The organism is Flavobacterium ginsengiterrae, from assembly GCF_039539785.1.
Lineage (GTDB): Bacteria > Bacteroidota > Bacteroidia > Flavobacteriales > Flavobacteriaceae > Flavobacterium > Flavobacterium ginsengiterrae.
The window spans coordinates 1,182,733-1,205,806 of the sequence record NZ_BAABDU010000003.1 but is presented as its reverse complement, the minus strand read 5'-3'; the positions used below and the strand labels follow the sequence as shown (position 1 = coordinate 1,205,806).

The 23,074-nt window shown below is 33.3% G+C and carries 17 protein-coding genes; 6 read left to right on the top strand and 11 right to left on the bottom strand.

Features of this window, described 5'->3' with window-relative positions:
• Window positions 1-101 precede the first annotated feature (101 nt).
• The 7 genes from ABD859_RS08095 to ABD859_RS08065 form a co-directional block, all read right to left on the bottom strand.
• Window positions 102-5,792: an alpha-2-macroglobulin family protein gene (locus tag ABD859_RS08095; RefSeq protein ID WP_345142686.1), complete on the bottom strand. Its 5,691-nt coding sequence runs from the start codon at window positions 5,790-5,792 to the stop codon at window positions 102-104.
• A 210-nt stretch (window positions 5,793-6,002) separates the two neighbouring features.
• Window positions 6,003-6,617, bottom strand: a complete 615-nt coding sequence (locus tag ABD859_RS08090; protein WP_345142683.1) for a suppressor of fused domain protein — start codon at window positions 6,615-6,617, stop codon at window positions 6,003-6,005.
• A gap of 79 nt (window positions 6,618-6,696) precedes the next feature.
• On the bottom strand, window positions 6,697-7,335 hold the full coding sequence (locus tag ABD859_RS08085; protein ID WP_345142680.1) for a hypothetical protein: 639 nt from the start codon (window positions 7,333-7,335) through the stop codon (window positions 6,697-6,699).
• Between the two features lie 47 nt (window positions 7,336-7,382).
• Window positions 7,383-7,736, bottom strand: a complete 354-nt coding sequence (locus ABD859_RS08080; RefSeq protein ID WP_345142677.1) for a hypothetical protein — start codon at window positions 7,734-7,736, stop codon at window positions 7,383-7,385.
• Window positions 7,737-7,756: 20 nt separating this feature from the next.
• Entirely contained in the window at window positions 7,757-8,425 is a 669-nt protein-coding gene (locus ABD859_RS08075) for a hypothetical protein (protein WP_345142674.1), read from the bottom strand.
• Between the two features lie 60 nt (window positions 8,426-8,485).
• On the bottom strand, window positions 8,486-9,151 hold the full coding sequence (locus ABD859_RS08070) for a hypothetical protein (RefSeq protein ID WP_345142671.1): 666 nt from the start codon (window positions 9,149-9,151) through the stop codon (window positions 8,486-8,488).
• Between the two features lie 68 nt (window positions 9,152-9,219).
• Window positions 9,220-9,663 (bottom strand): nucleoside deaminase, encoded by a 444-nt coding sequence (locus tag ABD859_RS08065; protein ID WP_125722166.1) that lies wholly within the window; start codon window positions 9,661-9,663, stop codon window positions 9,220-9,222.
• A 60-nt stretch (window positions 9,664-9,723) separates the two neighbouring features.
• Here ABD859_RS08065 and ABD859_RS08060 point away from each other — a divergent pair, with 60 nt between their 5' ends.
• The 3 genes from ABD859_RS08060 to ABD859_RS08050 are packed head-to-tail and all read left to right on the top strand — an operon-like array spanning window position 9,724 to window position 13,253.
• Window positions 9,724-10,389, top strand: coding sequence for a hypothetical protein (locus ABD859_RS08060; RefSeq protein WP_345142668.1), 666 nt, complete (start codon window positions 9,724-9,726; stop codon window positions 10,387-10,389).
• A gap of 39 nt (window positions 10,390-10,428) precedes the next feature.
• Window positions 10,429-12,216 (top strand): 1-deoxy-D-xylulose-5-phosphate synthase, encoded by a 1,788-nt coding sequence (locus tag ABD859_RS08055; protein WP_345142665.1) that lies wholly within the window; start codon window positions 10,429-10,431, stop codon window positions 12,214-12,216.
• 35 nt (window positions 12,217-12,251) lie between these two features.
• Window positions 12,252-13,253, top strand: a complete 1,002-nt coding sequence (locus ABD859_RS08050; protein ID WP_345142663.1) for a DUF3078 domain-containing protein — start codon at window positions 12,252-12,254, stop codon at window positions 13,251-13,253.
• 79 nt (window positions 13,254-13,332) lie between these two features.
• Here ABD859_RS08050 and ABD859_RS08045 read toward each other — a convergent pair whose 3' ends face one another.
• Both ABD859_RS08045 and ABD859_RS08040 read right to left on the bottom strand, forming a co-directional pair.
• Window positions 13,333-14,679, bottom strand: coding sequence for a deoxyguanosinetriphosphate triphosphohydrolase (locus ABD859_RS08045; RefSeq protein WP_345142661.1), 1,347 nt, complete (start codon window positions 14,677-14,679; stop codon window positions 13,333-13,335).
• A 78-nt stretch (window positions 14,680-14,757) separates the two neighbouring features.
• Complete coding sequence (locus ABD859_RS08040) at window positions 14,758-15,219, bottom strand: Lrp/AsnC family transcriptional regulator (RefSeq protein WP_042566180.1); 462 nt, start codon at window positions 15,217-15,219, stop codon at window positions 14,758-14,760.
• A gap of 156 nt (window positions 15,220-15,375) precedes the next feature.
• Here ABD859_RS08040 and metE point away from each other — a divergent pair, with 156 nt between their 5' ends.
• Window positions 15,376-17,697, top strand: coding sequence for a 5-methyltetrahydropteroyltriglutamate--homocysteine S-methyltransferase (gene metE / locus ABD859_RS08035; protein ID WP_345142656.1), 2,322 nt, complete (start codon window positions 15,376-15,378; stop codon window positions 17,695-17,697).
• A gap of 392 nt (window positions 17,698-18,089) precedes the next feature.
• Here the strand turns inward: metE and ABD859_RS08030 are convergent, their stop codons facing one another.
• Window positions 18,090-18,671 carry an outer membrane beta-barrel protein gene (locus ABD859_RS08030; RefSeq protein ID WP_345142653.1) on the bottom strand — a complete coding sequence of 194 codons (582 nt, stop codon included), beginning with the start codon at window positions 18,669-18,671 and terminating at the stop codon, window positions 18,090-18,092.
• A 194-nt stretch (window positions 18,672-18,865) separates the two neighbouring features.
• Window positions 18,866-19,450 carry an outer membrane beta-barrel protein gene (locus tag ABD859_RS08025; protein WP_345142650.1) on the bottom strand — a complete coding sequence of 195 codons (585 nt, stop codon included), beginning with the start codon at window positions 19,448-19,450 and terminating at the stop codon, window positions 18,866-18,868.
• Between the two features lie 146 nt (window positions 19,451-19,596).
• Between ABD859_RS08025 and gldA the strand changes: the two genes are divergently transcribed.
• Together gldA and ABD859_RS08015 are read left to right on the top strand one after the other, a co-directional pair.
• Window positions 19,597-20,493 carry a gliding motility-associated ABC transporter ATP-binding subunit GldA gene (gene gldA / locus ABD859_RS08020; protein ID WP_345142647.1) on the top strand — a complete coding sequence of 299 codons (897 nt, stop codon included), beginning with the start codon at window positions 19,597-19,599 and terminating at the stop codon, window positions 20,491-20,493.
• Window positions 20,494-20,878: 385 nt separating this feature from the next.
• Window positions 20,879-23,002, top strand: a complete 2,124-nt coding sequence (locus ABD859_RS08015; RefSeq protein ID WP_345142644.1) for a TonB-dependent receptor domain-containing protein — start codon at window positions 20,879-20,881, stop codon at window positions 23,000-23,002.
• The last annotated feature ends 72 nt before the right edge of the window (window positions 23,003-23,074 follow it).

The following is a 23,074-nucleotide window of genomic DNA, read 5'->3' as shown; positions in this document are numbered from 1 at the left end:
CTGCGGGAAACTTTTTAATCACATTTTTTTTCGCCACAGATTACGGAAATTAAAAGGATTTTAAATCTGTGTTAATCCATTTAATCTGTGGCTAATATTTTTTACTTCACAACCTCAACCCAGAATCCTTTAGTTCTAGCTAAGAATGTATTATCGTACATCGCTTCGCATTGCAATCCCGGAAGGTAATAATTTCCTAAATACGATGCATTCAAGAGAATACGGAAAACTTTAGTTTCTCTCGCTTTCATTCCAAAATAGAAATTAGTTCTGTCATCGCGGATATCAATATAATCAGCAATATTGTTTACTGCATCTCCGTAATCTGTAAAGCGTGTATTTACAATTTCGAAACCTGAAGGCAGAATCTGCGATAATGCTACATTCTGTACACTTTCTCCTCTTTGATTTTTAATCGTAACCTCAGCAACAAATTCCGTTCCCTGATTAATTCTTGAAACATCAATAACACTTCCTTTTCTGTTTTTGAAAACAATAGAAGCCGCAACATCACTCTGAACAGCATTTTCCTGTCCAATTGGCAATATACCAGTATTTAATACTCGTACATATACCGTATTGGCTTTATTGTTTTTCAGTGTGATGCTATTTGTGCCAGAAGCAACAGACAAACTGCGATCTGCAACCGACTTACTTGTGTTTATTGATTCTCCTTTTCCGTTTTTGCTAAACTGAATATTGATTCCTTTTGGCCCGTTGCTAACAGCAAATTTTGACATTGCATACAAACAATAAGCCGTTGTCTGTGTACTCATCCATTGGTTAGCCGACATTTCTTTGGCTAATTTTGATGCTGTCGCAAAAGCTTTTTGTTTTTGGTCTAGCAACAGCATTGTTTCCAGAGCCATTGCTCTGTTTCTTTCGCTTGAACCATAATAATAGTAGCTATAACCATCTGAACTTCCATCAATACTAGTTTTTAAGAACAAACTTTGTCCCGCTGATTTTTGACCTGCTAAAACATAAGCTGCTGCTAAACGAAGCATACTTTCATTTGAAATACCTTTTGTTTCACGCAATCTGTTCATTGATGATAAATCAGCATTTCCGGCTAAAGCCAATGTGTATAATCTGTATGCCTGAGCCAAATCATTTCCGTATTTTGGTTCAAAACGCCATTGCTTCGCTTCTTTTTGTTGATATGAAAGCCATTTTGATTTGAAATTAATTGGCAATACATATCCTTTTTTCTCTGCTTCAATCAAGAAATGTCCTGCGTAAGAAGTTCCCCAATCATCTGCAACAGCATTTCCTTGCCAGTAAGGCATTCCTCCGTTTGATAATTGGAAATTTCCTAATCGTGCAATTCCTGCTGCTATATTTTTCTGAATTAAGTCTTTTCGTTTCGTATCAATATCTGCTACATCGCCCAAGTATAATTGAGGGAAAACTGATGAAGTTGTCTGTTCTACACAACCATGAGGATACTGAATCAGGAATTGTAATCTTCCATTCAAATTCATAGACGGCATTGACGAAACTTCAAGTCTTGCTTTGTTGCTTCCTGCAATTCCAAATGTTTTCCACGAAATTGTTTTTGAACTGTTTGGCGACAAAACTACATCTGTAAAAGTACTCGTAACCGGATTTGGATTCGTCATATCGATTTCAACATCATAAACTGATTTTTCACTTCCTGATGTCGCAATAACCTGAACTTTTGCAATTCCGGTTGCAGAACCTACAACCAAATTAAAATACGCCATTTTTTCGTCTGGCTGTGCAAAACTTAGTTTTTGAACCGCACTTCCTGCTATTTTCAATCCGTTGCTGGTTTTTACCTGAACGTTAACGTTTTTAATTTTACTTTCGGTTGCAAAGACTGTTACCGGAAGTGTTACTTTCTCTGAAGGTGAAATTTTTCTTGGCAGCGAAGCTAAAACCATCAACGGGCTCTTCACTTGCGTTGCTTTTTCTACACTTCCGTATGCACTTGTATTGGCATCTCCTGCTACAACCATTGTTCTAACTGAACCAATGTATTTTGGAAGTTTTAAATCATGTGATTTTGTTTCTCCTTTTCCTAATTTAAATGGTCCGTAATATAATACTACCGGTTTAAAACGATTCGCTTTTTTAGCTTTTCCGCCTCCTAAATCCTGGTCACCACCAATACTAAAAATCTGATTTATTTTTCCTCCGTAAGCACCAATTACATCGTCGTAAACGTCCCAGGTTTTTACGCCCAATGCTTCACGAACATAGAAACTGTCCCATGCATTTGGTGTTTTAAAACGAGTCAGGTCTAAAAGTCCTTCATCTACAACGGCAATTGTATACGTCATTTCTTTACCTGATTTTTCGCCCACTTTAACCGTGAAATTTTGTTCCGGTCTTAAAACGTCAGGCATAGAAAGTGTTGGTGCCAGAATTGTATTTTTATCTACCACTTCAATTGGCACAATTCCGTACATACGAATTGGCGAATCATTTTTTGTTGAAGCATGGGGCTGTAACAATGTAATATTGAAATAAACATTTGGAGCCATGGCTCCCGTAATTGGAATTTCAACCTTAGTTTCTCCCTTTTTAGTTTCAGCCCAAATAGTCTGTACAACTCGAGATCCGTTTTCTACAGAAATTAAAGCACGTCCGCCTTCACTTGAAGGGAAAGAAATCTGCGCTTTTTCTCCCACAGCATAGTTTTTCTTATCTGTAGAAAAAACTAACATATTAGCAGTCGAAGCGTCTCGGTTACGCGTTTTTCCAGACCAGATTGGCCAATCTATATTTACAGTTAAAGAAGTCGCGTGACCGCTGTTTGCATCTTCTACACGAATTAAATAGCGTCCCCATTCTTCATCGGCTAAAGCAAACTGAAAACTTCCTCTTCCGCTTGAATCCGTATCAATTGTAACTGATTTATAAGATGTAGTCGAATTTGAAGAATTATAGTTGGATAAATTATCACTTGAAGAATCCCACCACCATCTCCAGTCTACTTTGTAAATTCTTACTTCAAGATCCCGAACTGCTCTAGGTCTTCCGTTCTCATCTACAGTAACAACTTCAAAACGATTATTAGTTCTGGTTTCAAGCATATTATACTTGTTTAACTCTGGCGATTTTATACCTACATACGTTTTGTATGGCGAGTATGTTGTCGACATAACATCTGTACTAAAATCACCGCCTTCTTCATATACTTTCGTAATAAATGAAGCTCGAAGCATTCCTGGAGCCTGACCTTGTAATCTTGGCTGAATGTTTACAGAAGCTTTTCCGTTTTCGTTTAATTTCCCAGAAAAAACATTGATTTCTTCTGTACTAAACTGACGTGCTAAATCATCAAAAGTATATTTTTCATATCCTTTAAAAGTAGTGGCTTGCTGTGAAAATTTAGCCTGCATTTCTACATTTAAGTTTTTAGCAATTGCTCCATGAAGCCATGTTACTTCAAGATTATCTGTATTTGGGTATGAAGCCGAAAGAGTTTTTCTGCTAAACGTATTTTTGATTTTTAAACGATTTGGTTTAATCGTTTCAATCTTAATGCTTTTATAGAATTTTGCGCCACCCACACTTACCATAGCTTCCCAGTTTCCTGTTGGAGCATCTTGGTTTGTTGGCACTATAAAAGCATAATGATTTAATTCATTTGTTTTTTGAACGGTTTGATAAACTGTTTTTCCGTTTGGATCATTTAATCTAAATTTAATTGGATGCGACTTTGGAAGTTTGTTCGCAGCATCATTTAAGATAAAAGACAAATACAAATTATCGCCCGGACGCCAGACACCTCTTTCTCCGTAAATATATCCTTTTAATCCTTTTTGAAGTGTTTCACCGGCTACATCAAAATTACTTACTGATAATGAAAGTCCGTCGTCGAGTTTTACATAAGTCGACTGATCGCCTAAAGTTACAATGGCAAAATAAGCGAATTTATCCAGCTGAAAAGAAGCAATTCCTTCGCTGTTCGTTGCCTCAGTACCTAATTTTTGCTGTTGGTAATTGTACAACTCAACTTTTGCGTTTGAAACAGGCTCAGTTGTAACAATATTATTTACCGCAAATAAGTACGATTTATTTTCTCCTCGTTTTGCAATAACACCTAAATCTGAAGCCAGAATATTGGTTGCAATTCTTGCATTATAATAATATGATCCAGAGCAGGGATCTTCACTTTCTCTCCAGTCATAATCGTCGTAGTAATAGTAATCATCGTATGAATTACCACTGTAATTTACGTCGTTTTCATCTACTTCTTCTTCCTCTGCTTCGTCATCATTTGCGTCTGATGATTCACATTTATAAAGTGAATATTTCTTTTTGTAAACAAATTCAACTCTGTAAATTGCTCCCGGTTCCGGCTTGATGATTTTAGATAAATCTAAAGCATAAGTATTCCACTTGGTGAGATTTACAAGAGTACTTTCTCTTAAATTTATAGTCGTTTTTGCAATTGGCTGTGCTACTTTTTTAAGATTTTGTGCGCCGTTTAATTCATTGTATTGTAAAAACTGCAGAATATTGTTTTTGTAAATTTTATATACTTTTACATCAACCGCACTTAGATTTACAGCTTCAAAATTCAGTTTTAAATTATTTGAACTTGGCAGAATAGTTCCGTTTTTCACAAAGCGAACACTTGGTTTTATTTGGTCAAAAGATATTTTCTCAGAATAATTTTCTTCCATTTTTTTGCCATACTGGCTTTCAATTCCCTGAAAAACTTCAAGCAGAAGTTCTCCGGTAACGACTTGTTCCGGTTCTTCATCAGGAACAACTTCTACAATATCTTCAACCGGAGCTGCGACAGAATCTACAGAAACAGCTGCTGAGTCTACAACAACTGCGGCAGAATCTACCGCTGCGGCGTAAACCGGTTCTTCTACAACAACAGGTGTTGGTGTTTCTTTTTTAGAAACAGTTTGATTTGAAAAATATACTTTTAATAAATTTCCTTGTGTAGAAAATTTTAAATTATTGGTATTTTGAATAGAAACCAATCCGGCAAAATCCTGCCCTTTTTCCAGAGGTTCAGAAAAGTTTATTAAAACCTGCTGATTGTTTCCGTCAGGAACTTCAACTTTTACGACTTTAAATTCATTGATACTGGTAACCGGAAAATCGATCTGGCCTTTTTGGTCAATATCAAAATCATTTCCATCGTATATAATTTCAACATTTGAAGCTTCAGACTTACGCTGAATACTGTCTATTATAAAACGAAATTCTTTAGCCGGACCAGATGTTTTCTCAAATTTAATTTTAAGATTACTTCCTTCCTGTTTAGCCTCTACAAGTTTTTGAGCTGTTTCAAGATCAATATTATCAGCAGTTTTTAAAACACAGTTTAAATATTGATATTCTTTACTGTATGACTGTATATCACCAGTATTTATGGTAAAATCCTGTTTGATTGTTTTAACCGTAAAATTAAATTTAGAAAGTTCTTTTTCTTTCTCTTTTGGTATAGCTGTCAGTTTATCTAAGTTTAAAGTAACCTGATATTCTGTACCCATTTTTAGTTTTTTCTCTGGAATAAAAGCTAAAGTATTCGTTGAAAGCGCTATAACTTTTCCGCTTACACTTGGCGAAATATCAAACAAATCATCGTCTAATTCCTGATTAGGTTTCCAATCGTTTTTATCGAAAGCCAAAACCACACGAATATCAGAATCTGCAGAAACGATACCACCTGTAAAACTGGTAATATAATCTTTAAATAACGAAAAATCTGAATTGAAATCTGCAGCTGATTTTCGTCCGCAGGATTGAAAAATAAAAAACACAAAAAATACGAGAGATAGTCCTTTTGCTTTCACTTTTATTTAGAGTTAAATGGGTTAACAAATTAAAATTTTAAGACGATTTGCCATTAAAAGCCAGAATAGCAAAATACGAATTAAACCTCGATAAAAGTAAAATATTTTTCAATATTTTTATACAGAAAATTCTCTAATTTAATTATTTAACTTTTGTTGAAAGTTTTACGAAAATGAAAGGTGATTACTTGTGTCAAAAAGAAGCTTTTATTATAAAATAAACGGATCTCTGTTTACATCTACAATGCTAATTTCAGATTCTTGTTCACATTGATCAAATTCATCAATACCATTATTAAGTATTGATAAATATTCTGAATCATAAATGGGTACAACCCAGATAAATTCTGTATTGAATGCTTCTTTACATATTATTTCAGAAAAATTTTCATCTTCACCACGCAATTCATCAAACAGTATTGCTTTAGTTTTCCATTCATTAGGTGCTAAGCGAGAAGACATTACTCTTGGTATATTTAAAACATTACTAATATTAAATACAGTATGCGCAGCAATATCTAGCATATAATTAAATACAGAGTCAAGTGTTGTATTCCCTAAATCACAAGGAAGTGTAAAAATGTATTCGCATCTAACTTTTCCAGAAAGTCCGCTTTGGAGAGAAAGTCCAACAGTTGCAACACGACAGATTTTATTCTTTTTGTTACAAGGAAAATAATATACATATATTTTTTCGTTAACTTTTTCCCTTGTAGAGATTACCCGATATTCAGGCATTCCCCAATATTTAATATAATTATTTAAAACTACACTGTGATAAATATCAAAAATAAATTCTTTTTCTCTATCTAAAAGTTCATTCATATCTTTTCTATAAAATTTCAAAATTCTTTTTAACGATCAAATATGTCTATGAAAAAATACTATTCCATTAAGTTGATATTTAAAGTTCTGTTCCCAATTTTGACAAAACTTTATCCATTTCATCAAAATGTTCTTTGGAATTGGCTGAATAAAATATTTGATTTGTATTTGTAGATTCAACTACAATTACATCATCATCATAATTCCCATAAAAATTTATTCCGCAAAGCCACTGTGTAAGTGAGTATCCTTTGTTCTTGAAATTATCGATAATAAAATTTATCTCTTTATCATCTAATTCATAAAACCCTTCTGAAGTAAAATCCAGTGCAAATCCTGCTTGTAAATATGCCATTGCCGTAAAGAAATCTATCAAAGTTTCGGTTTCCAGATTCCATTCTTTTTCATCATAACTCATATATACCGGCGGATTTGGTTTTGACAAATCATCTTTATGAATTCCCCAAACACAGGCACGCTGATTTTCTGTGTAAAAAATCAGGTATTCATCAGTCGCATAATTTATTAAACGATCTGCAGTTACCAATGAATCCTGTGACTGATTAAGTTTAAAAATCTTTCCTAATTCTGTATAATAGTCAACAAACACTTCCGGAAGATTACCAAAGGCATTTTTAACAATTTGAATTTCATCATTAGAAAATCCATGAGGTTCTGCAATATGAAATAACTTTTTTATGGTTGAGAAATCTGTCATGTTTTTAAATTAATTGCTAATAAATCGTCTTGGTAAATTTATAAAGATTATGATTCACAGATCCATATCCAGCCTTCATGATGAAAAAAGAATGCAATATTATTTTCTTTACAAATAATCAAGCTGTCATCTTCTGCCTTTGAAATATTAAGAGGCTCCATTAAGGATATTTGAGCATACAGACTTACATAAGTGCCTCTTTTAATTCTTTTTTGCTCTATAATTTCATTTACTCTTTCAACCGCATTCTTTTCTACCAAAGAACATTTCTCGTTTAGATGCTTTTCTAATCCATGAAATTTATCTACAAATTTATCCCACTTTCCAGATGCGAGATAATTCCATCTTTCCTGTCTGCTCTTTTCGATAAATTCGGAAATAAAATATAATATATCATCCATTTTGGCCGTAAGGGGTTAAATTAGTCGAATTGAATACTGCTTAAAATTTCTTCGACATTGCTTTTTAATGAATCACTCATTTTTTGTGATTTACAATTTTTAATTACAGTTTCAAGTAAATCTGCCCGATTGTTAATTTTACAAATAACGGCTGAAAAAATCGTTGGGTATGAATATGAATATGGCACTGACAAAATATCATTTATAGCTTCCAGATTCCCCATAAAAATATTTAACATCCTTACAGATATCGTTAAGTTAATCTGCTCAATCATTTCTAAAACTTTTTCTTCGATATTATCATACTGATAAAACGAAATAACACCATAATCCTTGAAGAAAGCAAGTTTCTTTAATTCTCCGGAATAAAAATTGAATACACCATTTGTCTTTAAGAATTCTAAATCGATAAACGAAAGTTGCATTTTTTCTATTTCTTGCAGAAAAGAGCAGGATAAAATTTTTGCTTCAATTACAAAAGAAGAAACAACTCCAATTCGTTCATGTTTACCCGTTAACTGGCGTATTGTTATTTCTCCAATTTTTGTATCTTTTAAATTTATGCTAAGAGTATCTTTTTTGAAAGTTTTTTCAAAATCATAAGGAAAAAGCAATAAACCATCTTTTAATATCTGCTTTTTGATTTGTGAGCGAAGTTTTTTTTTCAGTTCATTTTTATCCTTGGACATGTCTCTTCTGTTTAAACAAATTCATAAATCATTATTCTCAAATCAGGAATTTGTTATTTTTTATTTCAATAATGAACGAAGATGAAGCTGAAACAAAGGTTTATCTTCAAATCTCGTTGTAACAGTAATCACAAATCCAATCATTTCAATGTCTTTAAATCTATGGTGATAAACAATTTCATCAGGAATGGTTTCTAAAATTATTTCATTAAAAACCTCTTCATCTTTTTGAAAAACTACTAAACTTAAAGTAAACCTATCCAGATCAATAGCACATTGAAGTTTACATTTTATATTATATTTTTTAAATGTCCTTTCTTTAAAAATCCATTCATTCTTATAATTATTTTTCTTCAGTTCTTCAAGCCACAAAAACATTTCTTCGATTGGCAGTTTATAGTTTTTTGCACAATTATTCAAACCAGTTTTGAGTAAATTAGAATAATAGTCTCCTAAATCTTTTCTTTCAATTTTTCTACATTCATTCATATCGAAAATAACGCCAACTGAAAGTGCAGAAGAACTATTGAGATATGTTCCTTTTGGATTAGTCATTCCAATTACACATATTTTATTAAACCCACTAACAGGAAATTTGAGTTTTTGTAAATTTCGTGCCAGGTAATTACAAATATGGCGAGTCTGGTTTCTAACAATCGATAAATCTTCATTACGATCATTAAATTCGACTAAGTCAGGATAAAGAAAAATATTATTTAAAATCATAAATTGTATATGAGATGTCTTTTTTAATAAACTTCAAATATACAATATAAATAAATTCCTACAATATACTATTTCCTCCTTTCCAGAAAAAATCGTTTCATTAAATCGGCTGCTTCGTTTGCCATTACACCGGAAACAACTGTGGTTTTGGGATGAAGTTTTGTTCCCATATTTAGAAATCCGCGCTGTTCGTCGCGTGCACCAAAAACAATTTTCGAAATCTGACTCCAGTACAAAGCGCCAGCACACATTTGGCAGGGTTCAAGAGTTACATAAAGCGTACAGTCTTTTAAATATTTTCCGCCCAGAAAATTAGCTGCCGCTGTAATTGACTGCATTTCGGCGTGAGCGGTTACATCATTAAGTAATTCGGTTAAATTGTGGCTTCTGGCGATAACTTTATCAGCTACGACAATAACAGCTCCCACAGGAATTTCGCCTTTTAAGTAGGCTTCTTCGGCTTCCTGTAAAGCTTTTTTCATAAAATACTCGTCGGTAAAAGGATTTTCCATGAATACAAAAATAGGTTTTTAGAACTTATTTTTATTACATTTAATTTCTGATATTTGAACATGGAAAAAAAACATAAAATAACGGTACGCGGAAAGTATTCCAAATTCTTTTTACTGGCGTTATTTTTAGTTATAGGAACTTTTTTCGGCTGTCAAAACAAAGAAGATAAAAAACAGGAAATTGAGAATACCCAAGTTATTACCGATACTTCGACAACAAAATCTACTACAGTAGACAAGACTGAAATAAACAACAAAATTCCAGATCAAACGCCTGAATCTCAAATTAAAATAGGCGAAATAAAAAATGTAAAGCCTGAAAAAGATAACAATTCTAAACCTGAAAAAAAATCAAATCCAGAAGCTGAAAAAGCGGATAATAAGCCCAAAACTATTTTAAAAGAAACTGCTGCATCTGGAGAAACTTCTTCGCAGATTAATGCTGAATTTCCGGGCGGTATTGATCAGTTTTATACTTTTTTCATGAAAGAATATAAAAAACCGGAAAGTGTATATTACTGGAAACTCAATTTTAAACTTGCTTTTGCAGTAGAAAAAAACGGCAGCATGTCATTTCTTGAATGTTCTCCGCCGGTTGAAGAACCTATGGAAAAAGAAATTATACGAGTTTTGAGTTTATGTCCTAAATGGCAGCCGGGAGAATTAAACAGAAAAAAAATCAGAATGCAGTATTCGCTGCCTATTTCGCTGCATAACACTCAGTAAAAATAAATTTAAAACCGTAAATTTGCTTTTTACCTTACAATGAAAAGCGATTTACTTTCAAATATATACAATCCCTCAGATTTACGTCTTTTAAAAGAAGAACAGCTTACTCAGCTTGCTCAGGAACTGCGCCGTTTTATTATTGATGTAGTTTCTGTAAAAGAAGGTCATTTAGGAGCCAGTTTAGGCGTTGTAGAACTTACAATTGCTTTGCATTATGTTTTTAATACTCCCGATGATTTACTGGTTTGGGATGTGGGACATCAGGCATACGGACATAAAATCCTGACGGAAAGAAAAGATGTTTTTCAAACCAACAGACAAATCGACGGAATTTCCGGGTTTCCTAAACGTACCGAAAGCGTTTACGATACTTTTGGCGTTGGACACTCTTCAACTTCTATTTCGGCAGCACTGGGAATGGCGATTGCTTCTAAATTGAAAGGCGATTTAAACAAACAGCATATTGCGGTTATAGGCGATGCTTCGATTGCCAGCGGAATGGCATTTGAAGGCCTAAACCATGCCGGTGTAACCGATGCCAATATTTTAGTTATTCTAAACGATAATGCTATTGGTATTGACCCAAGTGTTGGTGCTTTAAAAAAATATCTTACTGCTGTTAAAAACGGAAAAAATCCGCGTCAGAACAATATCATTAAATCTTTAAATTTTGATTATTCTGGTCCTATTGATGGTCATGATCTTCCGAAATTAATTAAAGAATTAAATCGTTTAAAAAAGATAAAAGGGCCAAAATTCCTTCATATTGTAACCACAAAAGGAAAAGGTTTGCAGCAGGCAGAAGAAAATCAGGTAAAATATCATGCGCCTGGGAAATTTGATGCTTCAACCGGAGAAATTCATTTAAAATCTGAAGAAAATCTTCCGCCAAAATATCAGGATGTTTTTGGTTTAACTATTTTGGATTTAGCCAGAAAGAATGAAAAAATAATTGGAATCACACCAGCCATGCCATCAGGAAGTTCTCTTAAATTTATGATGGAAGAACTGCCGGAACGCGCCTTTGATGTGGGTATTGCTGAACAGCACGCTGTAACGCTTGCCGCCGGAATGGCCACTCAGGGAATGATGGTTTACTGTAATATATATTCTACTTTTTTACAGCGTGCATACGATCAGGTTATTCATGATGTGGCACTCCAAAATCTGCCTGTTATTTTTTGTCTGGACAGAGCGGGTTTAGTAGGCGAAGACGGCGCAACGCATCATGGTGTTTTTGATATTGCTTATCTGCGTTCCATTCCAAATCTGATTATGTGTGCTCCAATTAATGAAATTGAGCTTCAAAATATTTTATATACAGCCCAGTTAGGTCTGAATAATCCTATTGCAATTCGTTATCCAAGAGGACGCGGTGTTATTAAAAATTGGGAAGTAGAAAATTTCGGACACTATGAAGAAATAAAAATCGGCGAAGGAGTATGTCTAAAAAATGGTACAAAAACCGCTGTATTATCTACCGGAACAATTGGAAATAATGTAATCGAAGCTTTAGCAGAATGTGAAAATGCCAACACTATTGCCCATTACAGCTTTCCTTTTATTAAACCGCTAGATATCAATTTATTAAACTCAATTTTCAGTACTTTTAAAAACATTATTACCATAGAAGACGGGGTTAAAAATGGAGGTTTTGGAAGTGCTGTTTTAGAGTTTGCTGCTGCCCATAATTTTAAAAATGATATCGAAATTTTAGGTGTTCCGGATGAGTTTATTGAACACGGAACCGTACCACAGCTGCAACAATTGTGTAAAATTGACGTTAAAAGTTTAATAAAACTTTTTTCTAACGGCACAAAATAATTATTTTGCGGCACCTAAAAAAAACTAAAAACCTAATGAGATTATTACGTTCCACTCTCCTGCTTTTGCTGCTTTTGTGTACGTCTAAGAATTTTGCTCAGATTATACAAACGACATTAGCCCCTAATCAAGCGCCTAAACCTCCTTCTAACTGGACACAAAAAAACCAACTTGGACTTGACCTTTCACAAATTGCCTTTTTAAACTGGAGTGCCGGGGGTACAAGTTCTATTTCCGGATTATTTAAAGGTGAATTTTCAAGAACTTATATAAAAGGAAATCATAAATGGTTTAATGAACTTATTGCGAAATATGGTCTAAATAAACAAGATGATATTGAGTTAAGAAAGACTGATGACGCGGTTCAATTTAACTCAACGTATGGTTTTAGAAAAGACAGTGTTTCAAACTGGTATTATTCTGCGAAATTTAATTTTAATACACAGTTTGCAAATGGTTACAATTATCCTAATAGAGATGTACCTATTTCCAGACCTTTTGCACCGGCATATATCTTTCTGGGAGCTGGAGCTGAAAACTCTAATAAAGCAAAAAACAGAACTTTTTATTTCTCACCTATTACGTTAAAAACCACATTAGTATTAGATCAAAATTTAGCTAATCAGGGTTCTTTTGGTGTTAAAAAAGCCGTTTATATAACTGATCCGCTAGATCCTTCAAAGCAGATTTTAGTTGAAGAAGGCCAAAAAGTAAAAGCCGAGTTTGGTATACTTTTAACTGCTTACATGAAAAGTGAAATATATAAGAATATTTTTTATGAAAACAGACTTACCTTATATACTGATTATCTAAATCGTTTCGGAAATGTCGATATTGATTATGACACACGCCTTGATCTGGTTGTAAATGCTTATGTAAAAGCAAATATTGGTGTCCATTTAATTTATGACGATGATATCAAAAACAAAAAGGATGTTGTTGATCCTGCTACCGGAACAAAAACTCAAATTAATGAAGGTCCAAGAATGCAGTTAAGACAAGTTCTTGGTGTTGGTGTAGTTTATGCTTTTAAATAGAAAAAACTCAAATTATTAAAAATAAAAAAACCGCTCGTAAATATTTTACGGGCGGTTTTCTTTTATAAATATTCGAATATTAATTCTTTTTTCTTCCCTGAATCATTTCGTACAATTCCAGTGCATTTCCATCTGTTAAAAGCGAAACGTAATGACAAATATGAAGCAGACGTTCGTATAAATTGCCTTTCTCTAAATGATGTTTTTCAGGAAGCATTTTCAAGATCAGTTTATCATAATTAGATGCCGTTCCTTCGTATTTATTGTTAAAGGCGGTAATAAATTTATCCAGCAGTGTCTGAATGATTTGATAACCCACAATTTCTTTTTCAATTACTTCTCTGCTTTGGTAGATTTTATCAACGCTCAGTTTAATAATATCGTCCATCTGAGCTTTGTATTTACTTTTCTCGGTTAAAGCAAAAGGGAAATTTCCAGCCAGAATAGCTTCTTCATTTTCAACAAAAACATCAACAGCATCATTAATCAGTGCTCCAATTGCTAAAGCACGCAGATAACTAATTCTGTCTTCTTTGGTTTCAAGCATGTTGTATTTTTCGATTCCAATATTGTCTTTTACTAATTTAATAAGATATTCAAGAGCATAATCTTCAGAAACCAAACCCAGATTTATACCGTCTTCAAAATCGATAATGGTGTAACAAATGTCATCGGCAGCTTCAACTAAATAAGCCAAAGGATGTCTTTCAAAACCAATATCGCCTTCTTCTTTATTAGGAATAAGTCCCATATCTGCCGCAACTTCTTCAAAAAACGCTTTATCAGATTGAAAAAAACCATACTTTTTATCAGAAATATTATTTGTTGGTTTTTTCGGAAGACTTTCTTTTGGGTATTTCATAAAAGCGCCGAGAGTAGCATAAGAAATCCTAAGTCCGCCTTCAATTCCCGGACGGCTTGCTGTTAATACAGAGAAACCATTTGCATTTCCTTCAAAATCAATTAAATCCTGCCATTGTTTTGCTGTTAGCTTATCTTTGTATTTTAATCCTTTTCCACTCGAAAAATATTCTCCGATTGCCTTTTCACCAGAATGTCCAAAAGGCGGATTTCCAATATCATGCGCTAACGAAGCCGCTGCAACAATGGCTCCAAAATCGTTCATATGATAACCGTGAACTTCTTTTAAATAAGGATATTTTTCGATTATTTTTTTTCCAACTAAACGGCCTAACGATCTTCCCACAACCGAAACTTCTAAACTGTGTGTTAATCTGGTATGTACGAAATCTGTTTTTGAAAGCGGAATTACCTGAGTTTTATCTTGTAAAGAGCGAAATGCAGCCGAAAATATAATTCGGTCATAATCGACTTCAAAACCTAATCGTGTATCATCTTGCTCTGCACGTAATCTTTTGATTGTATCTCCCTGACGTTTTAATGATAAAAGTTGTTCCCAGTTCATTTCTTTATTTTAGATTTCTAATTTTAGATTGTGGATTCTACTCCAAAAATACATTTATTTTAGGATTTTCTTTTGCTTTTAAAACTCTAATGCGGTGCTGTGTTTGATTTCTCCCATTACAAAAATACTGTTTGTATTTCCAATGTTTTCAATGGTTGATAGTTTGTTCATTACAAAATCCTGATAACTAGCCATATCCTGAACCAGTATTTTAAGCATAAAATCGTAATCGCCGGCAATATTATAACATTCTATAATTTCCGGAAGCGCCACAATATCTTTTACAAAATTGCTTCCCACGTTTTTGGCATGCTCTTTTAATCGAACATTACAAAATACAGTCATGCCTCTGTTCATTTTTTTCTTGTCTAAAAGCGCTACATATTTAGTTATATAACCATCTCTTTCCAGCCTTTTTATACGCTCATAAACAGGAGTTACCGTAAGAAATAATTTAGAAGCAAGGTCTTTTGTATTAATATTTGAGTTTTCCTGAAGGTGTTTCAGGATCAGCAAGTCGGTTTTATCAAGATTTTCCATAGTTTTTTTTACGGTCAAAGGTTCGCTTAGCAGATTTACACAGTAATAAAATCTTTAAATACTCATTATAAAAATACATTTTACTGAAATAAATCTCAAATATAAGTTATAAAACCTACAATCGTAAATTTGTTCAGTAAAAAATACTGAAATTAAATGAAAACAAATAATTTAGGTTATCCAAGAATTGGGAGCAACAGAGAATTAAAAAAAGCCAGCGAATTGTACTGGGCTGGAAAAATTTCTGCCGATGAATTAATTGATGCTGGAAAAGAAATCCGAATTAAAAACTGGCATTTACAATTAGAAGCCGGAGTAAATTTAATTCCGTCTAACGACTTTTCTTTTTACGATCAGGTTTTAGATTTAACTTTAACTGTTGGCGCAGTTCCTGAACGTTATACTGCATTTGCCAAAACAAACTCTTCTCTTGATTTGTACTTTGCAATGGCAAGAGGTGCACAAAAAGACGGACAAGATGTTGTAGCAATGGAAATGACAAAATGGTTCGATACAAACTATCATTACATTGTTCCTGAATTTACAAAAAACCAAAAATTTGAATTGTTTTCAGAAAAAATAATCAATGAATTTAAAGAAGCCAAAGATTTAGGAATTGTATCTAAACCTGTTTTAATTGGACCAGTTTCTTATTTACTTTTAGGAAAAGAAAAAGAAGAAGGTTTTCACCGAATTGATCTTATTGATGCTTTACTTCCGGTTTATTTCGAAATTTTGGAAAAACTACAATCTGAAAATGCAGAATATATTCAGCTTGACGAACCGTTCCTTGCTTTAAATTTAACTGACAAAGAAAGAAGCGTTATTACAAAAGTTTATAACGAAATCAACACTCGTTTCCCGAACCTTAAAATTATTTTAGCGAACTATTTTGACTGTTTCGGCGAAAATCTGGAAACTGTTTTAGCACTTCCGGTTGATACTTTACATTTAGATTTAGTTCGCTGCGAGCTTCAGTTAAATGATATTTTAGAATCTGGAAAACTGGCGTCAAACGTAAATCTTTCTCTTGGAGTTGTTGACGGAAGAAACATCTGGAAAAACGATTTCAAAAAATCATTGGAATTAATCAAAAAAGCTGTTGACGCGGTAGGTGAAAACAGAGTTTTAATTGCTCCTTCATGTTCCTTAATCCATAGTCCGTGTGACTTAGAGTTAGAAACCACCGATCAGACTCTTACACCTGAAATTAAACAATGGCTTGCTTTTGCTAAACAAAAAATCAACGAAATTGTTCTTTTAAAACAATTTGCTTCTGGTGAAGTTGACATTAAAAACTCTCCTGATTACGAAAGAAACGTAATGGCAAACGAGAACCGCAAAACATCAAAATTAATTCACAATAGCAAAGTAAAAGAGCGCGTAGCAGCAATCACAGCTTCTGATGACAAACGTAAAAGTACTTTTGCTAAAAGACGTAAAAGCCAGATTGAAGCTTTAAACCTGCCTTTGTTTCCAACCACAACTATTGGATCTTTCCCGCAGACTGCAGAAGTAAGAAGCTGGAGAGCAAAATTCAAAAAGGGAGAATTAACAACAGAACAATATAACAATTTAATCGAAAAAGAAACCGAAGCTGCTATTCGTTTTCAGGAAGAAACCGGGATTGATGTTTTGGTTCACGGAGAATTCGAACGTAATGATATGGTTGAATATTTTGGAGAGCAATTAGATGGATTTACGTTTACAAAAAATGGCTGGGTTCAAAGCTACGGAAGCCGCTGCGTAAAACCTCCGGTTATTTATGGCGATGTTTCACGTCCAAATCCAATGACAGTAAAATGGTCTCAATATGCTCAATCTTTAACCCAAAAATGGGTAAAAGGAATGCTTACAGGCCCTGTAACGATTTTACAATGGTCATTTGTGCGAAATGATCAGCCTCGTTCTGAAACTTGTACACAAATTGCACTTGCTATTCGCGATGAAGTTGTTGATTTAGAAAAAGCCGGAATCAAAATTATTCAAATTGACGAGCCTGCCATTCGTGAAGGTCTTCCGTTAAGAAAAGAAGAATGGGATAAATATTTAGACTGGGCTGTAAAAGCGTTCCGTATTTCTGCAAGCGGTGTAAACGACGACACTCAAATTCATACACATATGTGTTACAGCGAATTTAATGATATTATTCAAAACATTGCTGATATGGATGCCGATGTTATTACAATTGAATGTTCTCGTTCGCAAATGGAACTTTTGGATGCTTTTGCCAACTTTAAATATCCAAACGAAATTGGTCCCGGAGTTTACGATATTCACTCACCGCGAATTCCGTCGAGAAAAGAAATGGTTGGATTATTACAAAAAGCTTCGGCCGTAATTCCAGTTGACCAGCTTTGGGTAAATCCTGACTGTGGCTTAAAAACACGTCATTGGGACGAAACCAAAAAAGCATTAATAGAAATGGCAGCAGCAGCTCAGGAAATGAGAGCAGCAGTTAAGACTCCTGTAAACTAATAGTTTTATTTAGAAATATTTTTGTTTTTTGCCGGCAAATGAAGTCGAATAGTAATGATTCGGTTTGTCTTCATTTTGCCGGCTTTTTATATTTAGAAAATCTTACAAAGAATAAAGGATACTATAAATCCTAAAACAAACCATATAACTTTAGTCATCATATTTTCTCTGTTTATTTCTTCTCGTTCAATATTTCTGATTTTCATAACAATTTATTTTAACAATTTTTGCACAATATTACAAAGAGCTTAGAATCAAAATAGACTCAATCGGATTATTTAGTATCACAATAAGCTAAATTTTCCAATGAGCTGATTTTATTTTATAATCATTATTCAAAAAATAAAAGCACTCATTACTGAGTGCTTTATGTATTATTGTAAAGTTAACTTTTAAAAGTTTTTTGAAATTCCAATAGTTACGGTTTTTCCAAAATTAAAGTAAAAAGAGCGCTCATCGATATCAATATTATCGTAACTAGAGCTCGTATAACCCAATCCTCCAATACTGAAATTTAAACCAAACCCTTTTTTCATGTTGATAAAAAGAGCAGGAGTTAAATCTGTATAAAAACCATTTGCCTTATTTTCAGATATAAGATTGTTATTATCATAAGCTTTCCCTTTACTAGTACGAAATCCAGCGCCTAAATCTGCAAAAACAGAAAAAGTTTCACTTAATGGCATTGTGTAACGTACAAATGCACCGGTACTAAAATTATTATTTTTAATTTCACTCATCTGAGCGTCTTGTTTTGATGAGCCGATTGCAAATTCAACACCAGCTGTCCAGTTATCATGAAACTGATAACCTACTTTAGGAGAAAAACCAAAAGCATTCATTGTTGTTTTACCTGTTACAGCTTCAACTGTACGAGAAGTATATTCAACATTTCCTCCAACTAAAATTGTTCCCTTTTGAGCATTTGCAAAGCCAAAAACCGACAATGCAAGAATAAGTAGCATTTTTTTCATATGTTTATATTATTAAGATTTCACATACAACAAACAAGAAAAATACCAAGAAACAGAAGTAAGGAGTTTAGTAACAATTAATTAAAAAAAGCACCTGAAAAACGTCTCAAAATTTAAAAAATCAAAAAGAAATTGTTAGCATAAAAAAAAGCACTCCAATTGGAGTGCTTTTCTGAAATTGAATATATCTAAGATTAGAAGTTTTTAGAAATTCCAATGTTAAATGTTTGTCCAAAGTTGAAGTAGAATTTGCTGTAATCAGCTCCGTTATTATCAAAGCTTAACGTTTCGTATCCTAAACCACCAATGCTGAAGTTAAGACCAAAACCTTTTTTCATGTTAATGAAAAGAGCTGGTGTTACTCCTACATACATACCGTCACCTTTGTATTTTGCGTAAGCATTTCCTGGTCCGTATACTTTATCTTTTTGAGTTTGAAAACCTGCTCCCATGTCAGCAAAAACAGCAAAAGTTTGACTTAATGGCACAGAATAACGAACAAATGCTCCTAATTTGAAGTTGTTGTTTTTTTCTTCGATACCAGCAGTTGTTTCGTCGTTAGATGAACTTACTGCAAACTCTCCCCCTACTGTCCAGTTATCATTAAATTGGTAACCTACTTTTGGAGAAAAAGTAAATGTGCTAGTTTTGTCTTCGCTAAATCTGTATTCTGATTTTTCAGAAGTGTAACCGATGTTTCCACCAACTAAAATTGTTCCTTTTTGAGCGTTTGCAAAACTGCAGATAGCTAAAGCAGCCATCACTAAAATTTTTTTCATAATTTGGGTAATTTTATTTTTAGCATTCCTTTAACAATAACAATGCCGTGAACACTGGGCTGGTTATTTTTTTTATATTTTTTTTAAGAGACGAATTTTTAGCAATCGAGACTATTTCTGTTTACTTTTGTAACAAATAAAAAGTCATGTCGATAGAAGTAAACAGTATATCAAAAAGTTACGGAGAGCAAAAAGCTTTAAATGAAATTTCCTTTAAAATTGAGAAAGGAGAAATCGTAGGATTCTTAGGACCAAACGGAGCCGGAAAATCTACTTTAATGAAAATCCTAACCACTTATTTACTTGCAGACAGTGGCTCAGCCCTTGTAAATGGTCACGATGTCATGACAAACACAAAAGCAGTACAGCAGTCGATTGGGTATTTACCAGAGCATAATCCGCTGTATTTGGATTTGTATGTTCGTGAATATTTGGCATTTAATGCCGATGTTTATAAAGTGCCAAAATCCCGAATTGAAGAAGTAATTCAACTGACAGGACTGACACCAGAAAGCCATAAAAAGATCTCTCAGCTCTCAAAAGGATATCGCCAGCGTGTAGGACTTGCAAATGCTTTATTGCACAATCCCGATGTTTTGATTTTAGACGAACCAACTACAGGTCTGGATCCTAATCAGTTAATGGAAATTCGAAATGTAATTAAAAATATTGGTAAGGATAAAACAATTTTTTTGTCAACACATATTATGCAGGAAGTAGAAGCGATTTGCGATCGTGTCATAATTATTGACAAAGGACAAATTGTTGCCGACAATAAATTAGACCATTTAGTTACCGCAGATAAAGAACAAGTAATTGAGGTTGAGTTTGATTACCAGATAGAAGAACAGCTTTTAGCGAAACTGGAAAACATTTCTTCATACAAAAATACGCATGACATGACTTGGGAACTAACTTTTGTTACTGACAAAGACATGCGCCCTGCCATTTTTGATTTTGCGAACGAAAATGGTTTAAAAACATTACAGCTAAATCAAAAAAATAAAAATCTTGAAGCTGTGTTTAGAGAAATAACAAAATAAACACTCCGTTTACAACCTCAGTTTACATATATAACCAATTTATTCTTCGGGATAAATTGGTTTTCTTTTTTTTGGAAATCCTGATTTCTCTTAATAATTCCTTTCATTTTTAAAATCGTTATTAACTCGTTATCAAACGATTGGCATTCTTTTAAACAAATTTTAACTATTTTTATTTAGACTTGTTATAAATAGTGTTATATTTGCCAAGCAAAAACTTAATAATACCATACCAATGTTACCTTTCATCGATTATATAAAAATCTTCTTAAGCTCAATTTTACATCAAACAGAAAATTTTCAAAAGAAAGTTTCAGATAAAATTGAACAAATCGTTTTACAATAAATATACAAGCCTATTACAAATTAAAAGCCCAAAAACGACATGAAGAATATTTTAACCTCAATTATGCTGGCATTTTCCGTCTATTCCTATTCGCAGACAGAACAGGAAAATGACAGTATAGTTGAAACCTCAATTAATGTTTTAGATGAAATAGTGATTACAAAAAAGAAAGTTTTATATACTCAAAAATCAGATCGACTTGTTTTTAATGTTGAAAACAGCATTGTCTCTGAAGGCGGAACCGCATTAGATGTTTTATCGCGAGCGCCCGGAGTTGTAGTTTCTCAAGATGGAGATTTATCTATTCGTGGACAACAGGGAGTTGCTGTAATGATTAATGGCAAATTAACACAGCTTTCGCAAAAAGAACTTGCCAACTATTTAAAATCGACAACTTCATCAAATATTAAGCAAATTGAGGTTATTACTAATCCATCTTCTAAATATGATGCTGCCGGAAAAGCGGGAATTATCAATATTATTTTAAAGAAACCAAGTAATTCAGGATTAAAAGGAACAGCATTTACCAGTTATGCGAGAGGCCGTAAAAACAGAACAAATTCTGGAATGAATTTAAGTTACAATAAAAATAAACTGGGCGTTTACGGAAATTACAGCTACACTTTTAGAGGTGAAGAAGAGCGCAAAAAATTTAATCAAACACAATATACAGATGAAACCCGTCAGCAGGTTTCGACAACAAATCATCAAACATCAATAACAGATGAGCCGCTTACATCTAACAATTTTAAAATTGGAACGCAATATGAGATTTCTCCAAAAACCAATATTGAAGCGTATGTAGATGCTAAAATAGGACGTTATGAAAATACGGCCAATGGAACAAATAGTGTTTTAAACTCAATGAATCAACCTCAGTTTGATGCCATAACTTATAATGACAGCAAAGAAAAATGGTTCGATTATACCTATGCTTTTTCCGGAGTTCATAAGTTTAACAATGAAGGAAAAAACATGTCTTTTGATTTTGAATATGAAACTTCAAAATTCAGGTCAAATCAGTTTCAGAGTGCAGATGATCAAGGTTCTTCAAGCGCAACTCCGGTTAGCGATAGAAGAGGATATATTCCGTCTCAATTAAGAGTTTTTACCGGAAAAGTTGATTTTACAAATCCGCTTACAGAGAAACAAACTCTTGAATGGGGTTTTAAAGCCAGCATAAAAAACAATGATAATCCATCGGTTTATGAATATTTAGATAATAATCAATGGCTGATAGACGCTAATTCTACCAATCACTTTGAATATAAAGAGCAAATTTATGCGGCTTATGCCAATTATAAATACCGAATTGGTGATTTCAACATTCAGGGCGGTTTGCGAACAGAATATACAGCAATTGATATTTTACAAAAAACTTTAAACGAAGAACATCAGGACGATTATTTAAAATGGTTTCCGAGTCTTTCTTTAAAATATGAATTTACCAGCAGTCATTCTGTACATGCTTCATACAGTAAAAGAATTAACAGACCAAGCCAGTTTGACTTAAATCCGTTCCGTTTTTATGATGATCCTTTTAACTATTCGCAGGGAAATCCAAATTTGGTTCCAGAAATTACGCATGCTGCAGAAATAGGATATGCCTGGAAAAGTGCTTTTATGGCTTCATTGTACTTTAACACTACCAAAGATGTTTTTACAGAAGTTTACAACTATGATCCAAGCAGCAATATAACAGTAACAACACAAATAAACGTATCGAAATCATACAATTATGGAGCTAATATCACGCACACTGCTGAGCTTGCTAAATATTGGTCTGTAAACACACTTTTTAATGTTTTTGAAAATCGTTTTATGGGCAACATACTTAATTCATCTACAATTACACCTATTGTAACTGCAAATTTAAGTGTACAAAATTCGTTTACTATAACCGAAAGCTTAAAAGCTGAAGCCAATGCACAATACCAGTCAAAATCAAATCTGGGAGTTTACCAAAGAGATGGATTTTTTGATTTAAGCATTGGAGTTTCAAAACAGATTTTGGCAGGAAAAGGAAACTTTAAACTAAATTTTACAGATGTTCTTAATACGAACAACTTTTACATAAACTCGGTAGTTGGACAAACTGCGATTAATAAACGATACGATCTGGATAATCGTATTGCTACATTAGCCTTTACATATAGAATTTGAATCCCTTGAAACTTGTTTTTTTGTTTTTTATTTTTTTTTGAAAAAAGAGCCTGCTAATTTCAGCAGGCTCTT

Coding starts and splice junctions, on each gene's coding strand:
- ABD859_RS08040 (WP_042566180.1), bottom strand. CDS start 15,219: ATGGAAAATCTTGATAAAACCGACTTGCTGATCCTGAAACACCTTCAG.
- ABD859_RS08060 (WP_345142668.1), top strand. CDS start 9,724: ATGGAAAAAAAACATAAAATAACGGTACGCGGAAAGTATTCCAAATTC.
- ABD859_RS08055 (WP_345142665.1), top strand. CDS start 10,429: ATGAAAAGCGATTTACTTTCAAATATATACAATCCCTCAGATTTACGT.
- ABD859_RS08070 (WP_345142671.1), bottom strand. CDS start 9,151: ATGATTTTAAATAATATTTTTCTTTATCCTGACTTAGTCGAATTTAAT.
- ABD859_RS08090 (WP_345142683.1), bottom strand. CDS start 6,617: ATGAATGAACTTTTAGATAGAGAAAAAGAATTTATTTTTGATATTTAT.
- ABD859_RS08080 (WP_345142677.1), bottom strand. CDS start 7,736: ATGGATGATATATTATATTTTATTTCCGAATTTATCGAAAAGAGCAGA.
- gldA (WP_345142647.1), top strand. CDS start 19,597: ATGTCGATAGAAGTAAACAGTATATCAAAAAGTTACGGAGAGCAAAAA.
- ABD859_RS08075 (WP_345142674.1), bottom strand. CDS start 8,425: ATGTCCAAGGATAAAAATGAACTGAAAAAAAAACTTCGCTCACAAATC.
- ABD859_RS08065 (WP_125722166.1), bottom strand. CDS start 9,663: ATGGAAAATCCTTTTACCGACGAGTATTTTATGAAAAAAGCTTTACAG.
- ABD859_RS08015 (WP_345142644.1), top strand. CDS start 20,879: ATGAAGAATATTTTAACCTCAATTATGCTGGCATTTTCCGTCTATTCC.
- ABD859_RS08030 (WP_345142653.1), bottom strand. CDS start 18,671: ATGAAAAAAATGCTACTTATTCTTGCATTGTCGGTTTTTGGCTTTGCA.
- ABD859_RS08025 (WP_345142650.1), bottom strand. CDS start 19,450: ATGAAAAAAATTTTAGTGATGGCTGCTTTAGCTATCTGCAGTTTTGCA.
- metE (WP_345142656.1), top strand. CDS start 15,376: ATGAAAACAAATAATTTAGGTTATCCAAGAATTGGGAGCAACAGAGAA.
- ABD859_RS08045 (WP_345142661.1), bottom strand. CDS start 14,679: ATGAACTGGGAACAACTTTTATCATTAAAACGTCAGGGAGATACAATC.
- ABD859_RS08085 (WP_345142680.1), bottom strand. CDS start 7,335: ATGACAGATTTCTCAACCATAAAAAAGTTATTTCATATTGCAGAACCT.
- ABD859_RS08050 (WP_345142663.1), top strand. CDS start 12,252: ATGAGATTATTACGTTCCACTCTCCTGCTTTTGCTGCTTTTGTGTACG.